Consider the following 13942-nt stretch of genomic DNA (forward strand, 5'->3'; position numbering starts at 1 on the left):
GAGCTAAATGCTAAAAGCACGGGTTATGTTCGCGACGATTACGGGGAATAATGAGGCTGTGGCGAACATTATTGTCAAAGCCTTCGAGAAGGCAGCAGTCGATGTTACTCGCGAACAAATTGAATTAATTGATCCGCATACGATTACTAAAGCGAATACCGATATTTTAGTCTTGGTTCCCTACACATTTGACTTGGGATCAATTCCTGATGAAGCGCTGGATTTTTATGATGATTTAGCCGAAGTGCAGTTACCAGAGATTGTATATGGGGTGGCTGGCTCAGGTGATGATTATTATGGAAAAGATTATTGTACAGCGGTTGATACTTTTGAAGCGCGTTTAGCCGAAACTGGTGCTAAACAAGGGGCTCCGGGCGTGAAAGTAAATTTGTATCCTGATCAAACGGATGCCGAACATTTACAGGCCTTTGTCAAAAGGCTATTGGCTAACTTTGAAAAATAGTTTAATTGGTCCTTTTCTTTTAAAAAAAGTGTGCGTATAATAATAATCAAATAGAACGTTGACGAAGATATGTCGTAGAAATCACAACTTGTTTAGAGAGTCCTAGTGGGTGGAAATGGACCAGGTTGTTTTTACGGTACTCCTTCCGAGTCAGCTGGTAAACCAGTTGCGTATTCTCGCGTTAAGAGAACTAGAGTGTTGGCCTAATTTTTGATTACGCTAACTGAACTCGGGTGGTACCACGTAAAAGACGTCCCGTTATGTTACATATACTATGTAGCATAACGGGATTTTTTTATGGCAGAATCAGTCAACAAATATAATCTAAGGAGCATGAACAAATGGCAGAAGTAAACTTAACATTTCCAGATGGTGCAGTGAAAACATATGCTGCTGGAACAACGCCACTTGAAATTGCCAATGGCATTGCCAAGTCACTTGCTAAAAAGGCTGTGACGGCCAAGTTAAATGGTAATTATGTTGGTATGAATGATGAAGTTTTGGAAGATGGTGATTTTGAATTAGTTACCAAGGATCAACCAGAAGCGTTGCAAATTTTACGTCACTCAACATCACATCTTTTGGCACAAGCTTTGAAGCGCTTGTACCCTAACATGCACTTTGGGGTTGGACCAGCGATTGAGAATGGTTTCTACTATGATACTGATAAGCCAGATGGCCAAATCACAGTTGATCAATTCCCAGAAATTGAAAAGGTGATGCACCAAATCGTGAAGGAAAACTTGCCAATCGTTTCACGCGAGATTACACGTGATGAGGCTTTGGATATGTTTAAGGATGATCCATACAAGATTGAATTGATTAACGATTTACCTGCTGATGAAAAAATTTCTATTGCTGTTCAAGGAGAGCACATCGAATTGGATAAGGGTGGACTTGTACCATCAACTGGTTGGATTAAGTTCTTCAAGTTGACTTCTGTTGCTGGAGCTTACTGGCGTGGAAAGTCTTCTAACCCAATGTTACAACGTATCTATGGAACAGCATTCTGGAACCAAGCGGATTTGGATGCTGAATTGAAGCGTCGCGAAGAAGCTAAGGAACGTGATCACCGTCGTATTGGTGCAGACCAAGATTTGTTCTTTACTTCGGCTGAAGTGGGAGCCGGTTTGCCAGTTTGGATGCCAAATGGTGCGGCTATTCGTCGAACTTTGGAACGTTACATTGTTGACCGTGAAGTCCAAGACGGTTACAAGCACGTCTACACACCAGTTATCTCAAACTTGAACTTGTACAAGCAATCAGGTCACTGGGATCACTATCGTGAAGATATGTTCCCACCAATGGATATGGGTGATGGCGAATTCCTAGAACTTCGTCCAATGAACTGTCCTTCACATATCATGGTTTATAAGCACAAGCCACGTTCATATCGTGATTTGCCTTTCCGTGTGGCTGAATTAGGCATGATGCACCGTTATGAAAAGTCTGGTGCTTTGACAGGACTTTCACGTGTTCGTGAAATGACTTTGAATGATGGACACACATTCGTGATGCCTGACCAAATCGAAGATGAATTTAAGAAGATCTTGAAGTTGATGGTCGATGTCTATAAGGACTTCGATATCACTGATTACCGTTTCCGTTTGTCATATCGTGACCCAGCAAATACTGAGAAGTATTTTGATGATGATGATATGTGGGAGAAGGCGCAAAAGATGTTGAAGGGTGCCATGGATGACATGGGCTTGGATTACTTTGAAGCCGAAGGTGAAGCAGCCTTTTATGGTCCTAAGTTGGATGTGCAAATCAAGACAGCTTTGGGTGGTGAAGAAACACTTTCAACTATCCAACTTGACTTCTTGTTGCCAGAACAATTTGATCTTGCTTATGTTGGGGCCGATGGTGAACAACACCGTCCAGTCATGATTCACCGTGGTATTATTTCAACGATGGAACGTTTCACAGCGCACCTAACTGAAATGTACAAGGGTGCGTTCCCAACATGGTTGGCACCTCAACAAGTTCGCATCATTCCAGTTAACCGTGAAGCTCATGGCGCATATGCAGAAGAAATCAAGGATACTTTGGTTACACAAGGTATCCGTGCTGAATACGATGATCGTAACGAAAAGATGGGTTACTTGATTCGAGATGCACAAACTTCAAAGGTGCCATATACACTGGTTGTTGGTGATGAAGAAGTGAATAACCACTCTGTTACAGTTCGTCATTTCGGTTCAACAGATACTGAAATTGAATCATTCGACGAATTCCAAAAGCGTCTTTTGGCTGATATTGCTAACCATTCACGTGGTTACTTAGAAGTCGAAGCAGCACGCGACGAAAAATAAAGCGCTAAAAAGGTTCTCGCTTATGCGAGAACCTTTTTTTGTGCTTGCTTGGTATAGACCAATGTGTTATTATTGGTCTATACCACAAGGAGATTTCAGGAGGAATTATCATGAACATTATTCAAGTTGTCGATCAAAATATGGGTGGAGAAGCTGGCTTCGCTGAATTTAAAACTGCTTTGGAACAAGGGGCAAACACGTTCGGTTTAGCGACTGGTTCAACACCGGTGACTATTTATGAACAACTAACACATTCTGCACTCGATTTTAGTCAAAAGACATCAATTAACTTAGATGAATATGTTGGTCTTTCACCTGAAAATCCACAAAGTTATCACTATTTCATGCAAAAGCATTTGTTTGATGCGAAGCCTTTCCGTGAAAGTTTTGTGCCAAATGGTTTGGCTGAAGACGGTGATGCTGAAGTGAAGCGTTATGATGAAATTATTGCGGAACACCCAATTGACTTGCAATTACTTGGTCTTGGTAAAAATGGACATATCGGTTTCAATGAACCAGGAACGCCATTTGATGAAGGAACGCATCGCGTTACATTGACGCAATCAACGATTGATGCGAACGCACGTTTCTTCGAGGATGAAGCCGATGTGCCACGTTATGCATATTCAATGGGGATTGCAAGCATTATGAAGGCCAAGCATATCGTGCTCGTGGCATATGGTGAGGCTAAAGCTGATGCGGTTGCAGCAATGATTGAAGGTCCTGTAACAGAAGACGTTCCAGCTTCGGCGCTTCAAAACCACGATAATGTGACAGTTATTGTTGATGCTGCAGCTGCAAGCAAATTAAGCACACAAGCACAAATTACGCCTTTTAGTGCAAGTGTTGAATAGTCACAGTGATTAAATTAAAAATTAAGTGATGTCTAAATTACTAGACGTCACTTTTTTTCTTTAAAACAAATATGCTAAACTATAGAGCAGAACGAATAAATTAGGAAAAGTGGTTGATAAACATGGAATTAGAAGGGAACGCACTCATTGAACGCCTTAAGCAAGACGAGGTCGTAACAAAGACGTATACAGCTGCGGATCAAAGTACGATTAATCTCGATGATCTCTTTACGTTTGTAACCGTGACGCTTGAGCAAGAGCAACTGGTAAGTGCCGAAATTGTCATCAGTGGCGATGAACCAATTCACTTGCGACTTGAATCAAATCTTATTAATCTACCGCTACGATACGTTAATAATATTAGCAAGATTGTGATCAATGACCCGGCTAAAGAAGTTAATCTTTATATGATTGTCGAGAGCCCATTTGTTTCACACTCAAAACTTCGGATTGATTACGCAGCCACGGTTTCAGCTTACTTAGATGACTTTGATTCAGTGGCAGCCAAAATTGCAAATTATTTTGATGAAAAGTTAGCCTTGATTAATGAAAATGAGGCTACTGCCAAAACGGAGGCTGAAAACGAGTCCACAGAGACGGAGCAGCAAAACGATGAGGATGCATAAGTTATGAAATATTTTCTTAAACAATGTGGTCTAGTCTTGGTTTGGGCCTTTGCGGGGTTCTTTGCCTATCAATTTTTGAGCGTATCGATCAATGTGCCCAATACAATGTTGACGTTAGAACCTGCAATATTGGGGGTCGCCTCATTATTTATGGGACCAATTGGTACGATGGGTGTTGGTTTCACCAGTCATTTTTTGTACGATAGTCTAAATTATTCAACAGTATGGTGGACTTGGATTATTACTGAAGGGGTCGCCGGATTGATGTTAGGCTTGGTGTCACGTCGCTTGGAGTTGTTGACCCGTCAACTAACGATGAAACAGATTTTACAATTTAACTTTTGGCAAGCTCTCGTGAATTTTTTGGCTTGGGGGCTAATTGCACCATTAGGGGATTACTTAATTTATAAATCAAGTTTGACGTTTGTTTTCCAGCAAGGTGTGTCCGTTGCGACGATGAACACACTGGTGATTGGTATTTTTGTCAGCTTGTTTTTGTACTTTTATCATTATTTCTTCAAATCATAAACGAATCGATGCGATGCATCGATTCTTTTTTTATCCAGGGTGAATGCCAGACCTTCGAAAAGTATGATAAAATTAGCGCATATAACTTAAATAAATGACGGGGTGAAGATGAATGGCTGAACTAATTGATGGACGTTTAATTGCAAAAGAATTACGTGCGGCAGTTAAGGCACAAGTTGAGGTCTTACAAGGGTACAATGTTGTTCCGGGCTTAGCAGTAATTCTTGTTGGGGATGATCCCGCCAGTGAAATTTATGTACGTAATAAGGGGCGCGCGGCTGAAAAAGTAGGTGTCGCTGCGCAAACAATTCGTTACGCAGCAGATTTGAGTGAAGCTGAAGTGATTGCTAAGATTGCTGAGCTTAATGCGGATCCGGCTATTGATGCCATTTTGGTACAAAGCCCACTACCAGAGCACATGAATGAACAACACATTCAAGAAGCCATTTCGCCTGAAAAAGATGTTGACGGATTTCATCCTGAAAATGTTGGTAAATTATTTGCCAATCGTCATGGGTTCTTTCCCGTTGCAAATACGCCCCGTGGTGTGATGACAATGCTACACCATGAGCATGTGGAACTTGCTGGAAAGAATGCCGTTGTCGTTGGACGTTCAGTCTTAGTGGGAACACCAATGTTCGCCTTGTTACAACGTGAAAACGCCACAGTTAGTTTGCTACACAAGTATACGCCTGATGCATTGCGTCATCAGCTATTACGTCAGGCAGATATTATTGTTGTGGCGACTGGTGTTCCAGAATTGATTAAAGCTGAAGATGTTCAACCTGGTGCCGTTGTTATTGATGTGGGGATTAACCGCATGGAAGACGGACATTTAGTAGGTGATGTTGATTTTGCGGCAGTTGAACCAATTGCCGGTAAAATTACGCCAGTACCTGGTGGAGTGGGTCCGATGACAATCGCAACGCTTTTGGAAACAACCGTTGAATTAGCGGCCCAACACCATGATGTAACCTTGGAGGCAGGATGGCAGAATATTTAAGCGTTTCAATATTAACGCAATATCTCAAACGGAAATTCACTGCTGACCCTTATTTAAAGCGGGTTTATGTGACAGGTGAAATTTCGAATTTTCGGCCACGTCGAGGACATCAATATTTTTCGCTGAAAGATGAATCAGCGGTTATTAATGCCACGATGTTTAAAAATGTTTTTGATAAGTTAGCTTTCCAACTTGAACCGGGGATGAAAGTTAACGTCATCGGCCACCTAGATTTATATGGTCCGAATGGATCGTATAGTTTAATTGTTGAAAAAATTGAACCGGATGGTGTTGGAGCGCTTTATCAAGCGTACGAACAACTAAAGCAAAAATTACAAGCAGAAGGTTTGTTTGCGCAACTACAACGACCAATTCCCCGTTTTCCGCAGAAAATCGCCGTCATTACGTCCCCTAGTGGGGCGGTGATTCGTGACATTTTAACAACAGTTCAGCGTCGTTACCCGATTGCTGAGGTTGATTTATATCCAGCTGTGGTGCAGGGTGAAAATGCAGTACCATCATTAATTAATCAATTAAAAGCTGTCGCAAAACGTTCAGATATTGATGTTTTGATTATTGGACGTGGTGGCGGTTCAATTGAAGACCTATGGGCTTTTAATGATGAATCACTTGCGCGTGAAATGTTAAAAATGCCAATGCCCATTATTAGTTCAGTGGGACATGAAACCGATACAACTATCGCGGATTACATTGCCGATCAACGTGCGGCGACACCGACTGCTGCGGCTGAAATTGCAACACCACTTAAGCTAACTGATATTTGGCAAGGACTCCAGCAATATGATCAACGTTTGTATGCACAAATGCAACGACAGATTACACAAGCTAATGAACGGTATCAACGGGTTGCAACAAGTTATGTCTTAATGCAGCCGCAACGATTGTACGAAGGATACTTACAGCGTGTCGATATTGCGCAAAAAGCATTGCTACAATCAATGACGCGTATCTTTGAAACAAAACGTTACGACGGTAATAATGTTGTAAACCGCTTACTACCAGCTATGACGCAGCTCGTCGATGCAAAAAGCTATGAGACGAATGCTGTCGTTAATCGTCTAACACCAGCGATGGAACAGTCCCTTGAACGCGCTGAACAAAGAACGGCTAAAGCAGTTGCTGGTTTGCAGTTGGTTAGTCCGCTTTCGATTTTAGCGCGTGGTTATGGTCTCGTCGAAAAAGATGACAAGATTATGCGAAGCGTAAATGACTTACATGTTGATGATATGGTAGCAATTCGATTGGCCGATGGAACCGTAAATGCTCAGATAAAAACAATTGGAGAAACAAATGACAGATAAGCCAACATTTGAAGAAAACCTAACGAAGCTTGAACAAATTGTGACACAACTCGAAAAAGGAGATGTGCCACTGGAAGAAGCCTTGGCACAATTTGAAACGGGTATTCAACTAAGCCAAACGTTAAAAAAAACACTTCAGTCAGCAGAACAAAGTCTAGCAAAAATTGTTGACGATAATGGTGAAACAACCGATTTTACACCCGAAGGATAATATATGGATTTAATAACTTTTCAAAATAGTTGGGTGCCTAAAATTCAAGCGCAACTAGATGAACAAATAACAACTGATGTCGCGCAATCGGAATTACAGGCCGCGATGCGCTACGCCGTTTTAGCCGGCGGTAAGCGACTACGTCCGCTATTGACGATTGCAGTTTTGGAAACATTTGGGGTAGCACCTGATTCCCTTTTACAAGCAACTGATGCGATTGAATTAGTGCATAGTTATAGTTTGATTCATGATGATTTGCCTGCAATGGATGATGATCAAGAACGGCGTGGTCAACCCACGACCCATGTGAAATTTGGCGAAGACTTGGCCATTTTGGCGGGGGATGCACTACAACCGCTCGCTTTTCAGTGGTTAAGTCAAACCAACCAATTGTCGGTGGCACAACGTTTAGAACTGGTTCAAGCGTTAGCTTTGGCAGCTGGTGGTAATGGTATGGTCGGAGGGCAGGTGCTTGATATGGCCTACACTGGTGCCGATAATGTGACTTTGGCTCAGGCGACCCAGGTACACGAGCTTAAGACGGGAGCTTTGCTCCGCTATAGTTTAGTTGCTGGTGCGATTATGGCTGAGGTTGATCAGACGACGCGTACGGCCCTCAATCAATTTGGCCAAGCCTTTGGATTAGCCTTTCAAATCAAGGACGACTTAGATGATTTAGGACAAGATGACGTTGAAGATAAACAAGCTTATCCAACAATTCTCACAGTTCCAGGGGCCGTTGCGGCTTTGCAAGAACAAGTAGATGTTGCGCGCTTGGCTCTGAACCAAATTAGTGCGCATTGCCAAGTGTCAACGGATCTATTAGATGCCTTCTTACAGTATTTTGATGCAACATTGGAGAAAAAATGGTAGTAGAAAAAGAACGTGTGGACGTATTAGCCGTCCAACAAGGATTATTCACATCACGAGAGCAAGCAAAGCGGGCCATTATGGCAGGCGAAATTTTAGGCGAAAATGAACAACGAATGGATAAAGCGGGTGAAAAGATTCCAGTGACCGTTGATCTACACTTAAAGGGCGCACCGATGCCATATGTTTCTCGAGGAGGCTTTAAATTAGAAAAAGCGATTGAGGTTTTTAATTTAGACTTCACAGATAAGATTGTCCTTGATATCGGATCATCAACAGGTGGCTTTACAGATGTGGCCCTCCAAAATGGTGCCAAAAAAGTGTATGCCTTAGACGTTGGAACAAATCAGTTGGTTTGGAAATTGCGTTCGGATGAACGTGTGGTTGTGATGGAGAATACGAATTTCCGATATGCAACTTTACCTGACTTTACTGAGGGTCAACCTGAAGTGGCGACAATCGATGTGTCTTTTATCTCACTTAATTTAATTTTGCCACCACTATCGCAGATCTTAAAAACGGGTGGTAGTGTGGCAACGCTAATTAAGCCACAATTTGAAGCTGGTCGAGAAGCAGTTGGTAAACACGGTATCGTCAAGGATGCTCAAACCCATTTAAATGTCATTAACCAAGTCGCAGACTATGCTCAAGAAAATGGGTTTAGTTTAACGGGACTTGATTACTCACCAATTAAGGGTGGGTCAGGAAATATCGAATTTTTGGCCCATCTTGTCCTAGACGGTGGCGCAAGTACAATGGATGCCCAGAATCGACAAGCCGTGGTAGATCGTGCGCATGAGCAGTTAAACGCGCATCGAGAGGCTTAAGACGATGAAGAAGAGTAAAGTTGAACGCCAGGAAGCGATTCGGGAGTTGGTTGAAACAGCTGATATCCGACGACAAGAGGACCTTGTGGCAGCGTTAAATGCTACAGGCTGGCAAGTGACACAGGCAACAATCTCGCGCGATATTTCAGAAATGCAGTTGATTAAAGTACCACAAAATGATGGATCTTTTCGATATGCCATAATGGAAAGTGATAGTTCACTGGACCAGTTAAAAGCAATCCTGAATGAAACGGGCACAAAAGTGGCGACCCAAAATAATTTGGTCTTTATTGATGTCTTACCAGGTTCAGGACCTGCCCTAAAGACGGCAATTATGGCAGTGGATTTCCAAGAAGTTTTTGGCACAATGAGTGACGATGCAAGTGTTCTCATTATCCTAAAGACGGACGTGCAAGGCGAGACATTCATGCAGCAATTTTAAAAGATAACCATTATTGGTGAAGAAAGGAGGCAAAATATGTTACAAGAACTATCAATTCAAAATTTTGCAATTATTCCGAAATTGAATTTGAGTTTTGAGCCAGGGATGACGGTCTTAACTGGTGAGACAGGAGCTGGAAAGTCGATCATTATTGACGCTGTTGGTCTTTTAACTGGTGGACGTGGATCGCAGGACTACATTCGGGAAGGCGCTGACAAAGCTGTTTTACAAGGTCTAATCGATGTTGATAATCCAGAGCAACTGACACCAGTTTTGGAAAAGTTTGGGATTGAAATGGATGATCAACAGTTATTGATTCATCGTGAGCTGCATCGGAATGGACGAAATGTTATCCGGATTAATGGGACTTTGCTCAACGCAACAGCGTTAAAAGAAGTGGGCAATCATTTGGTTGATATTCATGGGCAAAATGAGCACCAAGCGTTAATGCAGGTTGATCAACATTTGAAGTTATTAGATGAATACGCATCAAACGCTTTAGCTGAACCTAAAGCTGCTTACGACAAAGCGTACGCGGAGTATCGACAGTTAGAAAAGACGTTGCATGAGCGACGCGAAAATGAACAAGCGTGGGCCCAACGCATGGATATGTTGACGTTCCAAAGTGAAGAGTTGAAAGCAGCTGATTTGCAAGTTGGTGAAGAAGAAAAGCTTGAAGATGAATTTCAAGAATTATCTAACTATCAAGATGTGTTAGAAGCGCTGGCTAAATCACACGAAGTTTTGGATGGTGAGTGGGAAGGCAATGGAATCGAAAGTATTTCCACAGCTTTAGGCGCTCTAGAAAATATTGAAGAGTTCGGTTCACGCTATAAAAAATTAGCGGAAAGTATGCGCGAAATTTTTTATAGCCTGCAAGACGTCTCTTCTGAAATTGAATCGGTGCATGACGGATTAGAGTTTGATGCTGAACGCTTAAAGTATGTCGATGAACGCCTAAGCCTGATTCGGACCTTAGAGCAAAAGTACGGTGCCACCATTGCTGACGTTTTAGCGCATCAAGATAAAGTTGAAACACAATTAGCCGAAATGGGTGGACCACAGCAATCAACTGCCGAGCTTGAAGCGCAAACACAACAAGCCTATGACCGTGCCCTGACGTTAGCCAATCAGTTACATACGATTCGTCAAACCGCAGCTTTGGAACTTGCTCAACAGATTCATGAACAATTAAAAGACCTTTATATGGAAAAAGCTGTCTTTTCGGTACAGTTGACGCAAAGTGAACAATTAAACACTGATGGGAATGATATAGCAGAGTTTTATATTCAAACGAATCCAGGTGAAAGTGCAAAGCCACTCGTTAAGATCGCTTCTGGTGGTGAACTATCTCGGATGATGTTGGCGATGAAAATGATTTTTTCACGTGAGCAAGGGGTTACGTCGATTATTTTTGATGAAGTTGATACAGGTGTTTCGGGTCGTGTTGCGCAAGCAATCGCGGAAAAAATTTCTGATATTGGACGTCATTCACAAGTGTTGACCATAACGCACCTTCCTCAAGTGGCGGCAGTTGCAGATCACCACGACTTCATTGAAAAGAATATTCATGACGGCCGGACTGAGACGACGGTTGTTAAACTATCTGATGAGGCTCGAGTAGATGAAATTGCGCGGATGCTTTCTGGGGATGAACTAACAGAGGCAGCACGTGAAAATGCACGTGATCTTATTGCACGTGAACAAGCACGGCGTAATCAATAGACTGTATTGTCAAATCGGGGTAAACCGAGTACAATTATTAAATACTTAAGTTAAAAAGGGAGTAACAAAGCATGAAGCGTGGTGTTTTAATCGTATTATCTGGACCATCCGGCGTTGGAAAAGGAACTGTTCGAAAAGCATTGTTTGAAGAGCCAGACGTTGATTTTCAATATTCTATTTCAATGACTACTCGTCATCCACGTGATGGTGAGGTAGATGGTGAAGACTATTTTTTTGTTACTCGTGATGAATTTGAACAAAAGATTCAAGATGGCGAAATGTTAGAGTATGCTGAGTATGTCGGTAATTACTACGGAACACCCAAGTCATTTATTGATGACTCATTAGCAGCTGGTAAAGATGTCTTGCTTGAAATTGAAGTGCAAGGGGCGCTGCAAGTTAAAGAAAAGATGCCAGAAGGTGCTTATATTTTCTTGACGCCACCAGATTTGCAAGCGCTAAAAGAACGATTGATTATGCGTGGTACCGAGCAGCCTGAAGTGATTGAACGACGCGTTCATGCTGCAACCAAGGAAATTCAAATGATGGCTAATTACGATTATGCTGTTGTGAATGATGAAGTGCCTTTGGCGGTCCAACGGATCAAAGATATTATTAAAGTTGAACGACTACGGGTTAACCGCGTGTTGCCCGGATACAATGCGATGATTGAGGAGCTGGAAGAATCATGATTTTATATCCATCTGTTGATAAATTATTAGAACGTGTTGACTCACGTTACAAGTTGATTGCTTTGGGTGCTAAGCGTGCTCACGAATTAGAGCAAGGGGCTTTGCCAACTTTGCCAGAATTTGAATCTGTGAAGCCAATTGGTAAGGCTTTTGAAGAAATCGAAGCTGGAAATGTGGTCATTGATCCAACACCTGCAAAATTAGACGACTAAAAACAAGCTGAAATTTTTTCAGCTTGTTTTTTTGTATTTAATGCTTTCTGATACAAAATACCACACTAGGGTTATAGTCGTGTCTTAACCCGTGTATATTTAAGCGATTAGTCGATTGTATGCTATAATTTAGACAGATAAAATAATATAAAATTATTGATAGTTGAGGAATGAAGTTATGACATTATTACAAGCACAAGCAGAGACAATCGAGGGACCCGTGGCCCAGTTTGAAACTACGAAAGGTATTATCAAGTTCCGTCTCTTTCCTGAGCAAGCACCTAAGACGGTTGAAAACTTTATGGGATTGATCTCAGATAATTACTACGATGGCACTATTTTTCACCGCGTAATTGCTGACTTCATGCTTCAAGGTGGAGATCCAAGCGGAACCGGAATGGGTGGTACATCTATCTACGGTAAGAAGTTCAATGATGAGTTCTCAAGTGAGTTATTTAACTTTCGAGGTGCCCTTTCAATGGCTAATTCTGGTCCAAATACCAATGGCTCACAATTCTTTATTGTTCAGGCCACACGGGTTCCAGCTAAAATGTTGCGTTCACTAAAGGGTGAAGTTTCTGATGAAGTTATTGATTACTATGCACAAAACGGGGGAACACCTTGGTTGGATGGGCGCCATACTGTGTTTGGTCAAGTTATTGAAGGGATGGACGTCGTTGACGCCATTGCTAAGACAAAGGTTGACTATGCAGATAAGCCGAAAGAAAACATCGAGATTATCAAAGCAACAATTGTTGACTAATGTTGATACATTATCAGGGGATACCCCTGAATACATAAAATAATAGTGGAGGGAATGATGCGATATCGAATTGGAGACATCGTTGAAGGAACCGTTACGGGAATTCAACCTTATGGTGCTTTTGTACAATTAGATCAAACGACGCAAGGGCTAGTACACATATCAGAATGCCGCTCGGCATATATCAAGCAAGTTCAAGACGAGTTAAAGGTTGGTCAAAAAATTCAGGTGATGATTTTAGATATTGATGAATATGATCAGAAAATTTCATTATCACAAAGAAGCATCCAAGATTTACAAGATATAAAAGATGCTGATTTTACGGAGAAGCATACCTTTGAGTCAACCTACCATGTTTACTGGACGAACCAGCATTTGAACATCGGTTTTGAAACAATTAGTAAGCATTTAAATCAATCCTTACAAGAAGCCTTAGTGAAGTTACGACAATAAAACTGGGAGATAACCAAAAATGACATTAGTTGCAGGTACGATTATTTTTACACGCGCAGATCAATCTTTTTTTATGGTAAAGGATGAACAACCAATTGCTAATTTTTATACTGTAAAAGCACACAAGCATGAAGAGGATACACCGCTAGGTTCGCTCTTATCAGGAATGAAAAACCAACTTGGGCTCAACTTAGATAACTTACGATTAGATGAACTTGCTGTTTGGCACCGTGCACAACCAGATGGGTCAAAGGATTCAACATCACTTTTCACTTTCGAAGTTGTGGATTCCGACAAGATCAATATGGATCGTTTAGCCGCTGTTGGTATGGAATTTGTTAATGCAAAGGATGCACTTAACTTAGTTAAAAACGTTGATATGTCAGGTGTTATAAAAATGGATGCATAAATCTAAAAAAATATTGGCTTTTTTGTTGACAAGTGACGAAAAAATCTGTAATATCTAAAAAGTTGTTGAGAGCAACACAGCAATTTGCTTGATAACTTTAAACAAAAAAGTTGTTGACGGCGTAATGAATAGTTGCTATAATGTAAAAGTTGCGTCAGGGAGTTATCCCAACCAACAAGTAGATCATTGAAAACTGAATATCGTTTCGATATAAACAAATGTGTAGG

General features: G+C 41.5%; 17 protein-coding genes. All 17 read left to right on the top strand.

All coding sequences use genetic code 11. From position 1 onward, the window contains the following. Positions 1-7: 7 nt before the first annotated feature. Positions 8-463 (top strand): flavodoxin domain-containing protein, encoded by a 456-nt coding sequence (locus IV50_RS04835; RefSeq protein ID WP_057745874.1) that lies wholly within the window; start codon positions 8-10, stop codon positions 461-463. A gap of 341 nt (positions 464-804) precedes the next feature. Beyond that, positions 805-2778, top strand: a complete 1974-nt coding sequence (gene thrS / locus IV50_RS04840; RefSeq protein ID WP_057745876.1) for a threonine--tRNA ligase — start codon at positions 805-807, stop codon at positions 2776-2778. 110 nt (positions 2779-2888) lie between these two features. Continuing rightward, positions 2889-3632, top strand: coding sequence for a glucosamine-6-phosphate deaminase (locus IV50_RS04845; RefSeq protein WP_057745878.1), 744 nt, complete (start codon positions 2889-2891; stop codon positions 3630-3632). A gap of 122 nt (positions 3633-3754) precedes the next feature. Then, the gene (locus IV50_RS04850) at positions 3755-4258 is read left to right on the top strand and encodes a hypothetical protein (RefSeq protein WP_057745880.1); all 504 of its coding nucleotides are present in this window, start codon (positions 3755-3757) and stop codon (positions 4256-4258) included. 3 nt (positions 4259-4261) lie between these two features. Next, positions 4262-4786 (top strand): ECF-type riboflavin transporter substrate-binding protein, encoded by a 525-nt coding sequence (locus IV50_RS04855; RefSeq protein WP_057745883.1) that lies wholly within the window; start codon positions 4262-4264, stop codon positions 4784-4786. 112 nt (positions 4787-4898) lie between these two features. Beyond that, entirely contained in the window at positions 4899-5789 is an 891-nt protein-coding gene (locus IV50_RS04860) for a bifunctional 5,10-methylenetetrahydrofolate dehydrogenase/5,10-methenyltetrahydrofolate cyclohydrolase (RefSeq protein WP_057745886.1), read from the top strand. Continuing rightward, a complete protein-coding gene (gene xseA, locus IV50_RS04865) occupies positions 5774-7111 on the top strand; it encodes an exodeoxyribonuclease VII large subunit (RefSeq protein ID WP_057745889.1) in 1338 nt (445 codons plus the stop codon). The genes IV50_RS04860 and xseA overlap by 16 nt, the downstream gene beginning before the upstream one ends. After that, a complete protein-coding gene (locus IV50_RS04870) occupies positions 7101-7322 on the top strand; it encodes an exodeoxyribonuclease VII small subunit (RefSeq protein ID WP_057745891.1) in 222 nt (73 codons plus the stop codon). The genes xseA and IV50_RS04870 overlap by 11 nt, the downstream gene beginning before the upstream one ends. A 3-nt stretch (positions 7323-7325) precedes the next feature. Further along, the gene (locus tag IV50_RS04875; protein WP_057745894.1) at positions 7326-8195 is read left to right on the top strand and encodes a polyprenyl synthetase family protein; all 870 of its coding nucleotides are present in this window, start codon (positions 7326-7328) and stop codon (positions 8193-8195) included. Next, positions 8189-9019: a TlyA family RNA methyltransferase gene (locus IV50_RS04880; RefSeq protein ID WP_057745897.1), complete on the top strand. Its 831-nt coding sequence runs from the start codon at positions 8189-8191 to the stop codon at positions 9017-9019. The genes IV50_RS04875 and IV50_RS04880 overlap by 7 nt, the downstream gene beginning before the upstream one ends. 4 nt (positions 9020-9023) lie before the next feature. Beyond that, positions 9024-9461, top strand: coding sequence for an arginine repressor (locus IV50_RS04885; RefSeq protein ID WP_057745900.1), 438 nt, complete (start codon positions 9024-9026; stop codon positions 9459-9461). Positions 9462-9497: 36 nt separating this feature from the next. Next, positions 9498-11186, top strand: a complete 1689-nt coding sequence (gene recN / locus IV50_RS04890) for a DNA repair protein RecN (RefSeq protein ID WP_057745904.1) — start codon at positions 9498-9500, stop codon at positions 11184-11186. A 71-nt stretch (positions 11187-11257) separates the two neighbouring features. After that, on the top strand, positions 11258-11878 hold the full coding sequence (gene gmk / locus IV50_RS04895; protein WP_057745908.1) for a guanylate kinase: 621 nt from the start codon (positions 11258-11260) through the stop codon (positions 11876-11878). Beyond that, positions 11875-12090 (top strand): DNA-directed RNA polymerase subunit omega, encoded by a 216-nt coding sequence (rpoZ, locus tag IV50_RS04900; RefSeq protein WP_057745911.1) that lies wholly within the window; start codon positions 11875-11877, stop codon positions 12088-12090. Before gmk ends, rpoZ begins: the two co-directional genes overlap by 4 nt. Before the next feature lie 178 nt (positions 12091-12268). Next, complete coding sequence (locus tag IV50_RS04905; RefSeq protein WP_057745914.1) at positions 12269-12853, top strand: peptidylprolyl isomerase; 585 nt, start codon at positions 12269-12271, stop codon at positions 12851-12853. 57 nt (positions 12854-12910) lie between these two features. After that, positions 12911-13306: a CvfD/Ygs/GSP13 family RNA-binding post-transcriptional regulator gene (locus tag IV50_RS04910; RefSeq protein ID WP_057745917.1), complete on the top strand. Its 396-nt coding sequence runs from the start codon at positions 12911-12913 to the stop codon at positions 13304-13306. A gap of 19 nt (positions 13307-13325) precedes the next feature. Continuing rightward, the gene (locus tag IV50_RS04915; protein ID WP_057745919.1) at positions 13326-13715 is read left to right on the top strand and encodes a hypothetical protein; all 390 of its coding nucleotides are present in this window, start codon (positions 13326-13328) and stop codon (positions 13713-13715) included. The last annotated feature ends 227 nt before the right edge of the window (positions 13716-13942 follow it).

This window comes from Weissella viridescens, assembly GCF_001437355.1.
GTDB classification, from domain to species: domain Bacteria; phylum Bacillota; class Bacilli; order Lactobacillales; family Lactobacillaceae; genus Weissella; species Weissella viridescens.